Below are 14,539 nucleotides of genomic sequence, written 5' to 3'. Positions count from 1 at the left end.
GCCGCGCCGTCCTCCCCCAGGACACCGCCCTCTCCTTCCCCTTCCCGGTCGAGGACGTCGTACGGATGGGCCGCGCCCCCTGGGCCGGCACCGAGCGCGAGGCCGAGGACGACGCGGCCGTGGCCGCCGCCATGGCCGCGACCGAGGTGTGCGAGTTCGCCGCGCGCCCCTTCTCCACCCTCTCCGGCGGGGAGCGCGCGCGGGTCGCCCTGGCGCGCGTACTCGCCCAACGTGCGCCCCTGCTCCTGCTCGACGAGCCGACCGCCGCCCTCGATCTCCGGCATCAGGAACTGGTGATGCGGATCTGCCGGGACCGGGCCGCCGCCGGCGACGCCGTGGTCGTCGTCCTGCACGACCTCGGCCTGGCCGCCGCATACGCGAACCGGGTCGCCATACTGGAATCCGGACGGATCGCCGCCGCCGGAGCACCCGGCGAAGTGTTCGGCGAAGAGCTGCTCAGCCGGGTCTACCGGCAACCGGTAGAGGTGCTTCCGCACCCGGAATCCAGGGTTCCCCTGATCATCCCCCGGCGCGACTTGACCATTGCTTGACCTGCCTGTGAGGCAGCTGTGATCCAGTCGTGATGGCGCTGCGCCAGTGAGAGCTGAATCACTGCCCCGGTGGGTATCGGTGAGGTAAGCCTCGGTTAAGTTAGGCCTGCCTCACTCGACCATTCGCCCAAGCGTGGAGCCCGTATGCGACCCGTCCGTCTCTCCGTCGTCGTCACCGCCGCCACCGCTGTGGCGGCCCTGACCGCCGTCACGGGCTGCGCCGAGAAGAGCGATGCCAAGTCCGGCGGCAGCGGCGCTGTCCAGGTCACCGCGACCGACACCGCCTGCAAGGTGTCGAAGACCGAGCTCCCCGCCGGGCACGTGCAGCTGGCTGTGGAGAACAAGGGCTCCAAGGTGACCGAGGTCTACCTCCTCTTCCCCGACGACCGCATCGTCGCCGAGCGCGAGAACATCGGCCCCGGCCTGAAGCAGACGGTCACCGCAGAGGTGAAGGCCGGTTCGTACGAGATCGCGTGCAAGCCCGGCATGAAGGGCGACGGCATCCGCCAGAAGATCACCGTCACCGGCGGCGGTACGACGGCCAAGCGCGACCCCAAGCTGGACGCCGCGGTCGCCGCGTACCGCAAGTACGCGCAGGAGCAGGCCGACGAGACGATCCCCAAGGTGAAGGCCTTCACCGACGCGGTCCGCGCGGGTGACCTGGAGGCGGCCAAGAAGGCGTTCGCCCCCTCGCGCCTCGGCTGGGAGCGCACCGAGCCGGTCGCCGAGTCCTTCGGGGACATCGACCCCAAGACCGACGTACGCGAGGACGGTCTGGAGGCCGGCCAGAAGTGGACCGGCTGGCACCGCCTGGAGAAGTCGCTCTGGCAGGACAAGAAGATCGTCGCGGCGGACAAGACCCTCGCCACCCAGCTCGACACCGATCTGGCCGACTGGCAGAAGCGGGTCGGCACCGCCGAGATCACCCCGACCTCCATGGCCAACGGTGCCAAGGAGCTCCTCGACGAGGTCGCCACCGGCAAGGTCACGGGTGAAGAGGACCGCTACAGCCACACCGACCTCTCCGACTTCAAGGGCAACGTCGAGGGCGCCCAGCAGGCGTACGAGCTCCTGAAGCCGATCGCCTCGAAGAACGACCCGGCGCTCACCGCCGAGCTGGACAAGCAGTTCGCCGGGCTGTCCAAGGTTCTCGACAAGTACCGCTCGGACAAGACCTCCTACGACTTCGTCTCGTACGACAAGGTCACCAAGGAGCAGCGCAAGGAGCTCTCGGACGCAGTGAACGCGCTCGCCGAGCCGCTCTCCAAGCTCGCCGCCGCCACCGTGAAGTAGAAGCGGGACAACTGGATATGACCACTGAAGAGACCTCCAGCGAAGTGACCACCACCGGACCCACCGCCGGATCCCCTGCCGGATCCCCCGCTCCTTCCCGCCGTTCGCTGATCGGCTGGGGAGGCGCGGGCCTGGCGCTCGGCGCCGTCGCGGCCGGCGGCACGGTCGCCGCGCTGCGTACGGGCGAGGACGCCGTGCCCATCGCCGACAGCGGCGCCGCGGTGGCCTTCCACGGCGCGCACCAGGCCGGGATCGCCACCGCCGTCCAGGACCGGCTGCACTTCGCCGCGTTCGACGTGACGACCACCGACCGCGCGGAGCTCGTCCAGCTGCTCAAGGACTGGACGGCTGCCGCCGCCCTGATGACGGCGGGACGCCCGGTCGGCGAGGGTGCGTACGGCGGTCTCGCCGAGGCCCCGCCGGACGACACCGGCGAGGCGCTGGGTCTCAAGCCGTCGCGGCTCACGCTGACGATCGGGTTCGGGGCCTCCCTCTTCGCGAAGGGGCGGTTCGGGCTCGATGCGAAGCGGCCCGACGCGCTGGTGGACATCGAGAAGTTCCCCGGCGACAACCTCGACGCCTCCCGCTCGGGCGGCGACCTGTGCGTCCAGGCCTGCGCCGACGACCCCCAGGTCGCCGTGCACGCGATCCGCAATCTCGCCCGCATCGGCATGGGCAAGACCGCGATCCGCTGGTCGCAGCTGGGCTTCGGCAAGACGTCGTCGACGACGCCCGACGCCCAGACCCCGCGCAACATGATGGGCTTCAAGGACGGCACCCGGAACATCGCGGGCACCGACGCCCCCGACCTCGCCAAGCACGTCTGGGTCGGCGAGAAGGACGGCGCCAAGGACGGTTCCGCCTGGATGACGGGCGGTTCCTACCTGATGGCCCGGCGCATCCGGATGCACATCGAGACCTGGGACCGCACCTCCCTGCAGGAGCAGGAGGACGTCTTCGGCCGCGACAAGGGCGAGGGCGCGCCCGTCGGCAAGGCCAAGGAGCGCGACGAGCCGTTCCTGAAGGCGATGAAGCCGACCGCGCACGTACGGCTCGCGCACCCGGACTCCAACCACGGCGTCAAGATCCTGCGCCGGGGCTATTCCTTCACGGACGGCACGGACGGCCTGGGCCGCCTGGACGCGGGGCTGTTCTTCCTCGCGTACCAGCGGGACGTCCGCAAGGGGTTCATCCCGCTGCAGCGGTCCCTGGCACGCAACGACGCGCTCAACGAGTACATCCAGCACGTGGGTTCGGCGCTCTTCGCCGTCCCGCCTGGCGTCCGCGACAAGGGCGACTGGTGGGGCCGGGCGCTGTTCTCCTGACCCGGCCCCAGTGAACCGGCTCCAGTGAACCGGCCCCAGTGAAGAGGAAAGGACCGACGTGTTCGGCAACTATCTGACCGGTCTGCGCGAGGGCCTCGAAGCCTCCCTGATCGTCTGCATCCTGATCGCCTATCTGGTCAAGACGGGCCGGCGCGACGCGCTGCGCCCCGTCTGGATAGGCATCGGGGCCGCCGTCGCGCTCGCCTTCGGTTTCGGCTTCGCCCTCGAATACGGCTCGTCGGAGCTGACGTTCAAGGCGCAGGAGGCGCTCGGCGGTTCGCTGTCGATCATCGCGGTCTGCCTGGTCACGTGGATGGTCTTCTGGATGCGGCGCACCGCGCGGCACCTGAAGGCCGAACTACAGGGCAAGTTGGACGCGGCGCTGCAGATGGGCACGGGCGCCCTGGTCGTCACGGCGTTCCTCTCGGTGGGCCGTGAGGGCCTGGAGACCGCGCTGTTCATCTGGGCCTCGGTGCACACCTCGCAGACCGGTACGGCACAGCCGCTGATCGGGGCGCTGCTGGGCATCGCCACCTCGGTGGTACTCGGCTGGCTCTTCTACCGGGGCGCGGTCCGTATCAACCTGGCGAAGTTCTTCACCTGGACCGGCGGCATGCTGGTGGTCGTGGCCGCGGGCGTCCTCGCGTACGGCGTCCACGACCTGCAGGAGGCCGACTTCGTCCCGGGCCTCCAGAGCCTGGCGTTCGACATCAGCGCGCAGATCCCGCCGGACAGTTGGTACGGCACCCTGCTCAAGGGCGTCTTCAACTTCCAGCCGGACCCGACGGTGCTTCAGGTCACGGTGTGGGCGCTGTATCTGGTCCCCACACTCTTCGTGTTCTTCGCCCCGGTAGGGTTCGCCAAGTCGGTGGGAACGAAGGGGCAGAAGGCAGCACATGAGCAGGCTGAGTCGGCTGGCGGCGGGGATCACCACGGTGACAGTGATGTCGCTGACAGCGAGCGGGTGCATGACAGTGCACGGCGAGCTGGAAATCGTACCGTCGGCGACGAAGGCTGAGGCCGCGCGGGCGCTGCAGAACTTCACCGCCGCGTACAACAAGGCCGACAAGGCTTTCGACCCTGCCCTGGACCAGGACAGCGTCACCGGTGCGCTCGGGGCGATCAACCAGGCCGGGCTGAAGTCGCGGCACATCACCGATCCGGGCGGCAACACGGCGCACCAGCCCCTGCAGCTGACGGATGTGAAGTTCGCGATCCCCAAGAAGGCGGGGTGGCCGCGGTACTTCGTCGCGGACACCGACTCCAACCGGGACACCGACAGCGGGACACAGGACACGCGCTGGGTGCTCGTTTTCATGCAGGACGGGCTGAAGCAGCCGTGGAAGGTCTCGTACCTGTCGATCCTCGCGCCGTCCCAGGTGCCGGTCTTCAAGAAGGACAAGGACGGCTGGGCGCAGCCCGCCGAGCCGGCCGACGCGGCTCTGGCGATGGCCCCGAAGGATCTGTCCGAGCGCTACACCTCGTATCTGCGCACCGGCAAGCCCGCCGCTTTCGTGCCGGGCGCGCACACGTCGGAGTGGCGCAGCACCCGCCTGAAGAGCGCGAACGTGCCGGGGCTCACCACGCAGTACGTCGACCAGTCGGTGGCCGCCGGGGCATTCCAGCCGCTCGGGCTGCGCACTCAGGACGGCGGGGCGCTGGTCTTCTTCGCCTCGAAGCACTTCGAGCAGCAGACCGCGGCCCCGAATGTGCGGCTGCAGGTCTCTCCGGATGTGAAGGCGCTGACGACCGGCACGGTGACGAACAAGATCACCAAGGAACGGATGTCGAACGAGGCCGCCCTGGTGCCGGCGAAGGGCAAGGGCTCCCAGCAGGTGACCATACTGGGCAGGCTGCAGGGGCTGACCTCGGCCAAGGGGTCGTAACCGCCCCCTGCGCCGCGTAGGGCAGGGCGGCTCAGCGACCGCCGAGCGGCCAGGCGACCGCGTGGGCGTCGTATCCCTCGGCGCCGGTGTCCGCGTACTGCGCGCAGGCGTCGGTGAGGACTTCGAGCAGGGTCAGCGGGTCGGGCAGCGGGTGTTCGAGCCCGCGCAGCCACTCCACGCCGAGCTCACCGGGGAGACGGGCGGGCGGCAGCAGTACGTAACTTCCGCGGCAGTGCCAGCGCAGACCCGGGTGCTCGTCGGCCGTCTCGGGGTGGCAGTCGAGCTCGCACGGCCACCACTCGTCCTCGTCCTCCGGGGTACCGCGCGTCGCGGTGAAGAAGAGGAGGCGGTCGCCGCCCGACTCGGCCACCGGACCGACGTCGATGCCTGCGGCAAGGAGGCGTGAGAGTGCGCTGTGCCCGGCGTCGAGGGGGACATCCAGGACGTCGTGGACCAGGCCGGTGGCGGTGATGAAGTTGGCCTCGGGCTGGTCGCGGACCCAGCGCTCGACCTGGGCGCGGTCCGTCGTGGACTGCGTCTGCCAGGCGAAGGAGACCGGGTGACGGGCCGGGGTGGGACAGCCGACGCGGTCGCAGGAACATCGGTATCCGACGGGGTGAGCGGCCGGGGAGATCGGCAGTCCCGCTGCGGCAGCGGCCAGCAGCAGTTTCTCCCGGGCGATTCCGGCGTCGGCCGCGGCGTCAGGTTTCGGACGTCGGCGCAGCCACTGGGGCATCCTGCTCTGCGAGCCGCGGTAGCGGCCGATCCCGTCGCCCATCTATCCCCTCACCTCACCGTCGTATCGGTGGACCCTGCCCATGCTGCCACCATCCTGGCGCGTTGATGACCACAGTCCGGATCCTGGGTGGTCCGGCGGAGGCACAGAGGGGCTCATCGGAGCCTCAGCGGGGCGCGATGCCGCGCAGTACCTGGTCGACACAGGTATCGGCGAAGTCGTGCGTGAGGGGGTTGGTCCGCTGCAGCCAGCGGTGGGTGAGCGGCCCGACGATCATCTCCACGGCGATGCGGACATCGATGTCCGCATCGATCTGGCCCGCCGCCTGGGCGGCGCGCAGCCTGTTCTCGTACAGGACGAGGGCCGGTTCGAGAAGCTGGCGGGTGAACTTCTCGCCGAGCTCGCGGTCGATGGCCCCGGCGGCGGTGAGGGCGCGGGCGGGCGCCTCGTACTTCTCGTCGTTGAACTGGTCGACCGTGAGACGGAGCACATGCTTCAGGTCGGCCGCGATGTCCCCGGTGTCGGGGAAGCCCGTCCACTCCCCCTCGTCCTCGGCGTCACCCGAGAGCGCCATCGAAGCTTCGAGGAGTACGGCGGCCTTCGATGGCCACCAACGGTAGATCGTCTGCTTGCCGACGCCGGCGCGGGCGGCGATGGCCTCGATCGTGAGTTTGTTGTAGCCGACCTCGCCGACGAGCGCGAGGGAGGCGTCGAGGATCGCGCGGCGGGAGCGCTCGCTGCGACGCGAGGAGTCCGGGGACTTGTCGGTGTCGGCCATGGCGTGAATCTAACACCGCATGAGGCGAGACGTTTCGTCTTGACAAGACGAAACGTATCGTCTCATACTTGAGCATCAACCCAACGAGACGGATCGTCTCGCTGACTGGCCGGCAATGGGAGGCACGACCATGACCCGTGGTGGAACAGGAAACATGCTCGGCGTGGGCGGCGCCCGCACCCACCTCTCCCGCAAGGCCCTGCGGGGCGGCGGAAAGGGCGGGGCGGGGAAGGGCGGCCCGCTGGACCCGATGGCGCAGAAGCGAGAGCTCCTCCGCAAGCTGAAGGAGGGCCGCCAGGGCACCGCCGACACCACGCGATGAACCACCGGGCCCGATGAACCACTCGGTGAACCACCCGATCGGTGCACAGCGCAGAAGCCCCGCACGGCGGACCATGGGCAACAGTTCGGCTTGTACCCATTCCGTGCCAGCCCTGTCCGCCGTGAGGAGCCCTCATTGCCTCGTGATGCCCGACCCCGGCGCTACCTGATGTGCCCACCCGCGCACTTCAGAGTGACGTACTCCATCAATCCGTGGATGGACCCCGCGAAGCCGGTCGAGCTACCGCTCGCACTCGCCCAGTGGGAAGACCTGCGCGACCGATACCGCGCACTCGGCCACACCGTCGAGCTCCTCACCCCGCGCCCCGACCTGCCCGACATGGTCTTCGCGGCCAACGGCGCGACGGTGGTGGACGGGCGGGTACTGGGCGCCCGATTCGCGTACCCGGAGCGGGCGGCGGAGGCGCACGAGCATCTGGAGTGGTTCCGCGACCACGACTACACGGAGATCCACGCCCCCTCCCACATCAACGAGGGGGAGGGCGACTTCGCGGTCACGTCCTCCTACCTCCTGGCCGGCCGGGGCTTCCGCTCCAGCCCGCTCTCGCACGACGAGGCGCAGGAGTTCTTCGGCCGCCCGGTGATCGGCCTGGACCTGGTGGACCCGCGCTACTACCACCTGGACACGGCCCTGTCCGTCCTGGACGACGAGGCGGACGAGATCATGTACTACCCCGACGCCTTCTCGCCCGGCAGCCGCGCGGTCCTGGCGCGCCTGTTCCCCGACGCCCTGATCGCGGGCCCGGAGGACGCCGCCGCGCTCGGCCTGAACGCGGTGAGCGACGGCCGCCATGTCCTGCTGCCTCAGGCGGCGGTGGGCCTGTACGAACCCCTGCGGGACCGGGGCTACGACCCCATCGGCATCGATCTCGGGGAACTGCTCAAGGGCGGCGGCAGCGTGAAGTGCTGCACCCAGGAGCTACGCCCCTGATCCGTCGTCGTCGGCGCGGGGCGGCGGCCACTCGTCGCCCCACGCAATGTCCCGGGCGGCCCGGTAGAGCTCCCCGTGCCGCTTGGTGACGGTGGTGCGGTCCAACTCCCCGCGGTCGGTGCAGAGTTCGAGCAGTACCTGCCCCTTGCGGATCTGCGGCCTGCGCACGATGCGGGAGGCGGGCGCTTCGACGTCTCCCCGTACCTCACCCCGTACCGCGGCGACGTAACTGAACTTCTCGTCCTCGTACGCGAGCGACCCGCCCTTGACCTTCCGGTGCAGCGAGGAGCGGCTGACCCGCGCCGAGAAGTGGCACCAGTCGGAGCCGCGCTCGATGGGGCAGGCGCCGCTGTGCGGACAGGGCGCGGCGACGCTGAACCCGGCTGCGACGAGCCGGTCCCTGACCTCCATGATCCGCAGATACCCGTCCGGCGTACCGGGCTCGATGACGACGACGCCCTGCGCGGCACCGGCGGCAGCATCGATGACGGCGCCCCGGTCGGCCTCGGTCAGCTCCCCCAGCACATAGGAGACGGTGACCAGATCCACGGGATCCAGCGCAAGTTCCTTCCCGATCCGGGCCTTGGTCCAGGTGACATTACGGAGACCACCGGCCCCCGCCGCACCCACCAGCTCCTTGCCGAGCGCGAGCGCGGGCTCGGCCCAGTCGAGCACGGTGGTCGCCTGCCCGCCCCAGGCCTCGGCGACGGCCCAGCTGGCGGCACCCGTACCGCCGCCGATGTCGGTGTGCGTAGCAGGCACCCACTCAGGAACGGCGTCCTGAAAAGCCCCGAGAGCGGACCGCACGGCTTCAAAGGTCGCGGGCATGCGGTACGCGGCGTACGCAACGACGTCGGAACGGTCGCGCAGCACGGGCGCATCGGTGGGGGTGATCCCCCGGTACTGGGCGATGAGCCGCTCGACGGCCTGCGTGGCCTGCTTGGGCGGCAGCCCGCCGACGAGACCGGCGAGGGCGGCGCGCAGGGCTTCCGCGGTGGGGAGGGAGTCGTTCACCGGGCGAGTTTAAGCGGTGCGCGGCCCGTGCCAGTCCCCTACACCCGGGGTGTCCCGTCTACACCCGGGGTGTCCCGTCTACACCCGGGGTGTCCCGTCCCAGCGCCACTTGGTGAGCCGGGGATGACCGGGCAGTTCGGCGCGTCCCGTGGCCCACAGCAAGGTGAGCCAGGGATCCGTGCCGTCCGGAACATCCGAGGCATACGGAAACAGCCTCGCGAGTACGCGAGCACAAAGATCGGCAGGCGGATTCCAGACAAGCCCGAGGCCGTCCGCCAGGTCGTGTGTGTGCACCAGGGTCTCCACGACCCCCATCGCGGCAAACCCCTCGGGATCCGACGCCCCGAAGCTGTGGAAGGAGCGAACCTCCGCCGGCGTCGTACGCACCATCGCGACCAGGAGCGCGCTGCTCGCCTCAAGCACCTGCAGCAGTCCGGCGGGCCCTCCCACCCGGTCCGCGTGCACGGCGTTCTCCGGCCCACCGGGCCGTCGGCTCTCACACAGGAAGGGCAGCCAGTCCACCACCGCCGGTGTCCTGATGCCGAGTTGGGTGGCGTAGGTGAAGAGGTCGTCGCTGAGGTGCTCGACGACCTCCCAGCAGTCCCACTCCAGCGAACCGGCCTTGGCGGTCCACGCCTCCGCGGGCGCCTCGCGAAGAACGGCTATGGCGAGCTGCACGGCAAGATCGATGTCGTCCGCGGTGACGGGAGACAGGGCGGGGTCACTCTTGACTGATCGGGACATGGCGGGACTGTACAGCGACCGGAGGGAGACACGCCTCCGCATATTGACAGGGCCCCGAGCGCAGAGCGGCCACGCGTTCGGCGACGGTCGTACGCACCACATCGACGCACCCCCGCGCAGGTCATCGACACGATCGAGCAGGCGATTGTCCGTTCGGGCCTGGCCCAGCACCCCCTCGGACCGGTCGGCTACACAGTCGGATACGCCCTGGCCGAGGACCATCTCCAGCAGGAACTCTCCGTGATCGCAGAATCGGTGAACCCCGTGGCCATCACTCGCAACGCCTGGCGGGACGTGGGCGCCAAGGCAGGCGTCCCCGCCATCGAGGTCGAAGTGATCTGCTCGGATCCGGCCGAGCACCGGCACCGCGTGATCTCACGCGCGATCGACATCCCGGATCTGCCGCTGCCCGACTGGCAGCAGGTCCTCAACCGTGACTACGAACCCTGGGACCGGGACCACGTCATGGTCGACACCGCCGGACAAGACCCGCAAGAGTCCCTCACCTCGCTCATCCGCCGCCTCGACCCGCCCTCACCGGGAAACCGGCCGGACCGCGAGACCCTTGCCGGGTTGTGAGACGAACAGACGTCCGCCCGGCCCCATGATCTGCCACGCCTCGCAGTCCGGGTCGGCTGGACAGGTCAGCATCAACGGGGTGTCGAACGCCAAACGCAGAGAGCCGGACTTGAACGCGACCGCAGACAAGACCTTCGCGCCGAACAGCGGAAGCGCCGCACCGACGTCCTGAGTTGCCGGTGTGAGTCGCTCGGCGGGACCAGCGACCGGACCGAGGTACGCGGGTGCCTCCAGTACGACCTCCCAGTCCTGCCCGAGCGCCAGCCTCAGCTGGAAGTCGACTCCGATTCTGGTGACGACCAGGCCCCGGAGTCCGAGGCGCCAACGGTCATCGTCCTCGACCGGCTCGCGTTCAGGCATGGCGGCCTTCAGTGCCGCCGCTGCCACGGCCGGCACAGCACCAGGAAGCACACCGCCGCCCCCACACCGCACACCAGCTGCACCACCGCCATCGGCACCGCCGTCCCCTCCCCCGCGATCCCCACCAGCGGCGAAGCCACCGCGCCCAGCAGGAAGGTGGACGTGCCCAGCAGGGCCGAGGCCGAGCCTGCCGCGTTCGGGGTGCGCATCAGTGCCTGGGCGTTCGTGTTCGGCATCGCCAGGCCCATCGCCGACATCAGCACGAAAAGGCCCGCCGCGACCGGGAACAGGCCCGGCTTGCCGAAGACCCCCGCCGTCAGGAGCAGCAGCGCCGTCGCGGCCAGGATGATGATCGTCAGGCCTATGGCCAGCGCCTTGTCCAGGCTGATCCTGCCCACCAGCAGTTTCCCGTTGATCTGGCCCACCGCCACCAGGCCGATCGAGTTCACCCCGAAGAGCAGGCTGAAGGTCTGGGGGGATGCGCCGTAGATCTCCTGGACGACGAAGGGCGAGGCGCTGATGTACGCGAAGAGCGCCGCGAAGGCCAGGCCCCCGGAGAGCATGTAGCCCGTGAAGACCCGGTCCGCGAGGAGGCCTCGCATCGTGCGGAGTGCGTCGCCCACCCCGCCGCTGTGGCGCCGCTCCGGCGGGAGCGTCTCGTGCAGCCACTTCCAGACTATGAAGGTGAGGAAGGTGCCTATCACCGTCAGGACCACGAAGACGCCGCGCCAGTCCGTGATGCGGAGGATCTGGCCGCCGATCAGAGGGGCGACGACGGGGGCTACACCCGAGATCAGCATCAGCGTCGAGAAGAAGCGGGCCATCTCCATGCCGTCGTAGAGGTCGCGGACCACCGCGCGGGCGATCACGATGCCCGCCGCGCCCGCCAGGCCCTGGAGCAGGCGGAAGGTGATGAGGAGTTCCGCGGTGGGGGCGAAGGCGCAGACCGCCGTGGCCGCCACGTAGATCACCATGCCGATGAGCAGGGGCCTGCGGCGGCCCCATTTGTCGCTCATGGGTCCGACCACCAGCTGGCCGAGCGCCATGCCGACCAGGCATGCGGTGAGTGTCAGCTGGACGGTCGCGGCGGGGGCGTGGAGCGCGCCGGTGACCTCCGGGAGCGCCGGGAGGTACATGTCCATGGAGAGCGGGGGCAGCGCGGTGAGCCCGCCCAGGACGAGGGTGACGAGGAGGCCTGTGCGGCGGGTGGTGACAGGGGCGCGCTGCCCGGTTCGTATGTGGCCGGGCGTGGAGGTCTTCGGCATGGCCTTTATTCTCTCAGCACAGTAGGAGTGGTCGAGACCTTTTTGGGGTGGGTATGGACAGGGTCATTCGCTGGGGTGTGCTGGCTACCGGTGGGATAGCCGCGGCTTTCACCGCCGATCTGCTGAAGACGGCCGGTGCGGAGGTCGTGGCCGTGGGGTCGCGCAGTGATGCTTCCGCACAGGCCTTTGCCGAGCGGTTCAAAATCCCTCGTGCTTACGGGAGTTGGGCCGAGCTCGCCGGTGACGAAGACGTTGATGTCGTGTACGTCGCCACGCCCCACTCCGCCCACCGCGAAGCCGCCGGGCTCTGCCTGGAGGCCGGGCGGGCCGTGCTGTGCGAGAAGGCGTTCACGCTCAATGCGCGCGAAGCCGAGGAGCTCGTGTCGCTGGCCCGGCAGCGTGAGCGCTTCCTGATGGAGGCCATGTGGACGTACTGCAATCCGCTCATACGGCGCATGGTCGATCTTGTACGGGACGGCGCCATCGGCGAAGTCCACACCGTCCAGGCCGACTTCGGGATCGAAGGCCCCTTCGCCGCCGACCACCGGCTGCGCGATCCCGCCCAGGGCGGCGGCGCGCTCCTCGACCTCGGCGTCTATCCCGTCTCCTTCGCCCAGCTGGTGCTCGGTGAACCCGACGTCGTACAGGCGCATGCCCTGCTCTCCGACGAGGGCGTGGATCTGAACACCGGGATGCTCCTGGGGTGGTCCGGGTCGGGTGCCAGCGCCCTGCTGTCCTGCTCGGTGACCGGCGACACCCCGCGCACCGCGTCCGTCACCGGCACCAAGGGGCGCATCGACTTCCCGCGCGGGTTCTTCCATCCGGAGCGGTTCGTGCTGCACCGGGCAGGACAGGACCCCGAGGAGTTCACCGCCGAGGGCGACCGGCCCAATTTCGCCCACGAGGCCGAGGAGGTCATGCGCTGCCTGCGCGCGGGCGAGACCGAGTCGCCGCTGGTCCCGCTGGACGGGAGCCTCGCGGTGATGCGGACGCTCGACGCGGTACGGGACCGCATCGGCGTCCGCTACCCGCGCGAGGTCACGCAGGCTTGAGGCCCGGGTCCCCCGCCTCGGTCACGAAGGATCCGACCGTCGAAATGGCTGCTCCGGGCGTGGTCACAGCGGCCACCGCCCGGAAGTCCGCCCTCGTCTGCTGCTCGGTGAGCGTGGCCGTCACATAGCCGCGGCGGCCGTGGTAGAAGCGCATGTGCGGGTTGGACGTCATGTACGCGTCCCAGTTGGTGGGCTTGTCCGCGCCATTGCCGCCGCTCGTGATCGAGGTCGCGACCAGCTCCACGCCGACCGTCCTCGACGCGGGATCGTCGAAGTCCAGCTTCAGGTCGTGCGCGTACGCGTTGTGCAGGTCGCCGGTGAGGACGAGGAGGTTGTCGGCGCCCGTGGCGACCGCCCCTTCGAGCAGCCGCTGCCGCGCCGCCGGGTAGCCGTCCCAGCCGTCCATCGAGAGCTTCGAGACGCCCGTGGGGACGTTCCGGCGCTGCGCGACGCACACCTGCTGCGGTACGACGTTCCAGGTGGCCCGCGACTGACGCCACCCGTCGAGCAGCCACCGCTCCTGCGCCGCGCCCGTCATGGTGCGCGCCGGGTCCTCGGACTCCGGGCCCGGGTACTGCCAGCCGTCGCCGTACGCCTGGTCCGAGCGGTACTGCCGGGTATCCAGTACGTCGAACTGCGCGAGCCTCCCCCACTGCACACGCCGGTAGAGCCTGGCGTCCGGGCCTTCCGGCTTCTGCGGCAGGCGCAGCGGCTGGTTCTCCCAGTACGCGCGGTACGCGGCGGCCCTGCGCAGCAGGAACTCCTCCGGCGGGACGTCGTTCTCGGGGGTCTCGTCCGCGTAGTTGTTCTCGGTCTCGTGATCGTCCCAGGTGACGACGAAGGGGTGCGCCGCGTGCGCCGCCCTCAGGTCCGGGTCGCTCTTGAAGAGCGCGTACCGCAGCCGGTAGTCCTCCAGCGTGACCGTCTCGCGGTTGAAGTGCGCGGGCAGCCGGCGGTCGGTGTACTTGCGGGCGCCGCCGACGGCGTCCACCGCATACTCGTAGAGGTAGTCGCCGAGGTGGAAGACCACGTCCAGGTCCTCCTCCGCCAGGTGCTTGTAGGCGGTGAAGTAGCCGTCGTGGTACGCCTGGCAGGTGACCGCGCCGATCTTCAGCTCGCCGACGCGGGCGCCGTGCGCGGGCGCGGTGCGGGTGCGGCCGACGGGGCTGATCCAGGCCCCGGTGCGGAAGCGGTAGTAGTAGACGCGGTCGTGGTCGAGGCCGCCGACCTCGATGTGGACGCTGTGGTCGAGCTCCGGGTGCGCGGTCGCCGAGCCGCGCCGTACGACACGGGTGAAGCGCTCGTCGTGGGCCAGCTCCCAGCGGACGGTGACGCGGGCTGCGGGCAGTCCGCTGTCGGCCGCATACGGGTCGGGCGCGAGTCTCGTCCACAGGAGTACGGAGCCGGGCAGCGGATCTCCGGAGGCGATGCCCAGCGTGAAGGGGTCCGCGGTGATCTTCGCGGCGTCGAGTTCGGCGGCCTGCGCGGTGCCGGGGAGGTTGGTGGCGAAGGCGAGGGCTGCTGCGGCTCCCGTGACGGTGAGGAAGCGGCGGCGGCCTATGTGACGTGCGGCGGCCCTGAGTTGGGGGGAGTGCTCTGTCGTCATGCATGCATTCGAGTGGCGCGGGACGACGGCAGGTTGTCGCGTACACCACAGCCGGATGGCGGACGGATGAGGTCCGG

General features: G+C 69.9%; 16 protein-coding genes. 9 read left to right on the top strand and 7 right to left on the bottom strand.

The features are described from left to right. From J0695_RS23435 to J0695_RS23415, 5 genes are all read left to right on the top strand, one after another. A partial coding sequence (locus J0695_RS23435) for an ATP-binding cassette domain-containing protein (RefSeq protein ID WP_206964428.1) occupies positions 1 to 551 on the top strand: 551 nt, incomplete at its 5' end. Positions 552 to 695: 144 nt separating this feature from the next. Further along, the gene (gene efeO / locus J0695_RS23430; RefSeq protein ID WP_206964420.1) at positions 696 to 1,844 is read left to right on the top strand and encodes an iron uptake system protein EfeO; all 1,149 of its coding nucleotides are present in this window, start codon (positions 696 to 698) and stop codon (positions 1,842 to 1,844) included. 17 nt (positions 1,845 to 1,861) lie between these two features. Continuing rightward, positions 1,862 to 3,169 carry an iron uptake transporter deferrochelatase/peroxidase subunit gene (efeB, locus tag J0695_RS23425; protein WP_206964411.1) on the top strand — a complete coding sequence of 436 codons (1,308 nt, stop codon included), beginning with the start codon at positions 1,862 to 1,864 and terminating at the stop codon, positions 3,167 to 3,169. Positions 3,170 to 3,227: 58 nt separating this feature from the next. Beyond that, positions 3,228 to 4,187 carry an iron uptake transporter permease EfeU gene (gene efeU / locus J0695_RS23420; RefSeq protein WP_206964409.1) on the top strand — a complete coding sequence of 320 codons (960 nt, stop codon included), beginning with the start codon at positions 3,228 to 3,230 and terminating at the stop codon, positions 4,185 to 4,187. Further along, positions 4,114 to 5,055 (top strand): SCO2278 family lipoprotein, encoded by a 942-nt coding sequence (locus J0695_RS23415; protein ID WP_206964430.1) that lies wholly within the window; start codon positions 4,114 to 4,116, stop codon positions 5,053 to 5,055. The genes efeU and J0695_RS23415 overlap by 74 nt, the downstream gene beginning before the upstream one ends. Before the next feature lie 31 nt (positions 5,056 to 5,086). Here J0695_RS23415 and J0695_RS23410 read toward each other — a convergent pair whose 3' ends face one another. Together J0695_RS23410 and J0695_RS23405 are read right to left on the bottom strand one after the other, a co-directional pair. Next, complete coding sequence (locus J0695_RS23410) at positions 5,087 to 5,833, bottom strand: bifunctional DNA primase/polymerase (protein ID WP_206964407.1); 747 nt, start codon at positions 5,831 to 5,833, stop codon at positions 5,087 to 5,089. A gap of 124 nt (positions 5,834 to 5,957) precedes the next feature. Continuing rightward, positions 5,958 to 6,569 (bottom strand): TetR/AcrR family transcriptional regulator, encoded by a 612-nt coding sequence (locus tag J0695_RS23405; RefSeq protein WP_206964405.1) that lies wholly within the window; start codon positions 6,567 to 6,569, stop codon positions 5,958 to 5,960. A gap of 130 nt (positions 6,570 to 6,699) precedes the next feature. Here J0695_RS23405 and J0695_RS23400 point away from each other — a divergent pair, with 130 nt between their 5' ends. Then, positions 6,700 to 6,891 (top strand): DUF6243 family protein, encoded by a 192-nt coding sequence (locus tag J0695_RS23400; protein WP_206964403.1) that lies wholly within the window; start codon positions 6,700 to 6,702, stop codon positions 6,889 to 6,891. Positions 6,892 to 7,026: 135 nt separating this feature from the next. Then, a complete protein-coding gene (gene ddaH / locus J0695_RS23395; RefSeq protein ID WP_206964401.1) occupies positions 7,027 to 7,842 on the top strand; it encodes a dimethylargininase in 816 nt (271 codons plus the stop codon). On the opposite strand, the gene J0695_RS23390 is transcribed toward ddaH, so the two are convergent. Further along, positions 7,831 to 8,856 carry a small ribosomal subunit Rsm22 family protein gene (locus J0695_RS23390; protein WP_206964399.1) on the bottom strand — a complete coding sequence of 342 codons (1,026 nt, stop codon included), beginning with the start codon at positions 8,854 to 8,856 and terminating at the stop codon, positions 7,831 to 7,833. The genes ddaH and J0695_RS23390 overlap by 12 nt on opposite strands. 78 nt (positions 8,857 to 8,934) lie before the next feature. Then, positions 8,935 to 9,600, bottom strand: a complete 666-nt coding sequence (locus tag J0695_RS23385; protein WP_206964398.1) for a maleylpyruvate isomerase mycothiol-dependent enzyme family protein — start codon at positions 9,598 to 9,600, stop codon at positions 8,935 to 8,937. Positions 9,601 to 9,840: 240 nt separating this feature from the next. Here J0695_RS23385 and J0695_RS23380 point away from each other — a divergent pair, with 240 nt between their 5' ends. Further along, positions 9,841 to 10,179, top strand: a complete 339-nt coding sequence (locus J0695_RS23380; RefSeq protein WP_307798729.1) for a P-loop nucleotide/nucleoside kinase family protein — start codon at positions 9,841 to 9,843, stop codon at positions 10,177 to 10,179. On the opposite strand, the gene J0695_RS23375 is transcribed toward J0695_RS23380, so the two are convergent. Both J0695_RS23375 and J0695_RS23370 read right to left on the bottom strand, forming a co-directional pair. Beyond that, positions 10,135 to 10,539, bottom strand: a complete 405-nt coding sequence (locus tag J0695_RS23375; RefSeq protein ID WP_206964396.1) for a DUF6188 family protein — start codon at positions 10,537 to 10,539, stop codon at positions 10,135 to 10,137. The two genes, J0695_RS23380 and J0695_RS23375, sit on opposite strands and share 45 nt — an antisense overlap. Before the next feature lie 8 nt (positions 10,540 to 10,547). After that, a complete protein-coding gene (locus tag J0695_RS23370; protein ID WP_206964394.1) occupies positions 10,548 to 11,804 on the bottom strand; it encodes a multidrug effflux MFS transporter in 1,257 nt (418 codons plus the stop codon). A gap of 53 nt (positions 11,805 to 11,857) precedes the next feature. Between J0695_RS23370 and J0695_RS23365 the strand changes: the two genes are divergently transcribed. Next, entirely contained in the window at positions 11,858 to 12,856 is a 999-nt protein-coding gene (locus J0695_RS23365) for a Gfo/Idh/MocA family protein (protein WP_206964392.1), read from the top strand. Here J0695_RS23365 and J0695_RS23360 read toward each other — a convergent pair. Next, positions 12,843 to 14,462: an alkaline phosphatase D family protein gene (locus tag J0695_RS23360; protein WP_206964390.1), complete on the bottom strand. Its 1,620-nt coding sequence runs from the start codon at positions 14,460 to 14,462 to the stop codon at positions 12,843 to 12,845. The genes J0695_RS23365 and J0695_RS23360 overlap by 14 nt on opposite strands. Between the last annotated feature and the right edge of the window lie 77 nt (positions 14,463 to 14,539).

The organism is Streptomyces beijiangensis, assembly GCF_017315755.1.
GTDB classification, from domain to species: Bacteria; Actinomycetota; Actinomycetes; order Streptomycetales; family Streptomycetaceae; genus Streptomyces; species Streptomyces beijiangensis.
Note: the sequence above shows the minus strand (reverse complement) of the source record. Positions and strands in the feature narration are given on the sequence as shown.

Coding starts and splice junctions, on each gene's coding strand:
- efeO (WP_206964420.1), top strand. CDS start 696: ATGCGACCCGTCCGTCTCTCCGTCGTCGTCACCGCCGCCACCGCTGTG.
- efeB (WP_206964411.1), top strand. CDS start 1,862: ATGACCACTGAAGAGACCTCCAGCGAAGTGACCACCACCGGACCCACC.
- J0695_RS23415 (WP_206964430.1), top strand. CDS start 4,114: ATGTCGCTGACAGCGAGCGGGTGCATGACAGTGCACGGCGAGCTGGAA.
- J0695_RS23410 (WP_206964407.1), bottom strand. CDS start 5,833: ATGGGCGACGGGATCGGCCGCTACCGCGGCTCGCAGAGCAGGATGCCC.
- J0695_RS23405 (WP_206964405.1), bottom strand. CDS start 6,569: ATGGCCGACACCGACAAGTCCCCGGACTCCTCGCGTCGCAGCGAGCGC.
- J0695_RS23400 (WP_206964403.1), top strand. CDS start 6,700: ATGACCCGTGGTGGAACAGGAAACATGCTCGGCGTGGGCGGCGCCCGC.
- J0695_RS23385 (WP_206964398.1), bottom strand. CDS start 9,600: ATGTCCCGATCAGTCAAGAGTGACCCCGCCCTGTCTCCCGTCACCGCG.
- J0695_RS23375 (WP_206964396.1), bottom strand. CDS start 10,539: ATGCCTGAACGCGAGCCGGTCGAGGACGATGACCGTTGGCGCCTCGGA.
- J0695_RS23370 (WP_206964394.1), bottom strand. CDS start 11,804: ATGCCGAAGACCTCCACGCCCGGCCACATACGAACCGGGCAGCGCGCC.
- J0695_RS23365 (WP_206964392.1), top strand. CDS start 11,858: ATGGACAGGGTCATTCGCTGGGGTGTGCTGGCTACCGGTGGGATAGCC.
- J0695_RS23360 (WP_206964390.1), bottom strand. CDS start 14,462: ATGACGACAGAGCACTCCCCCCAACTCAGGGCCGCCGCACGTCACATA.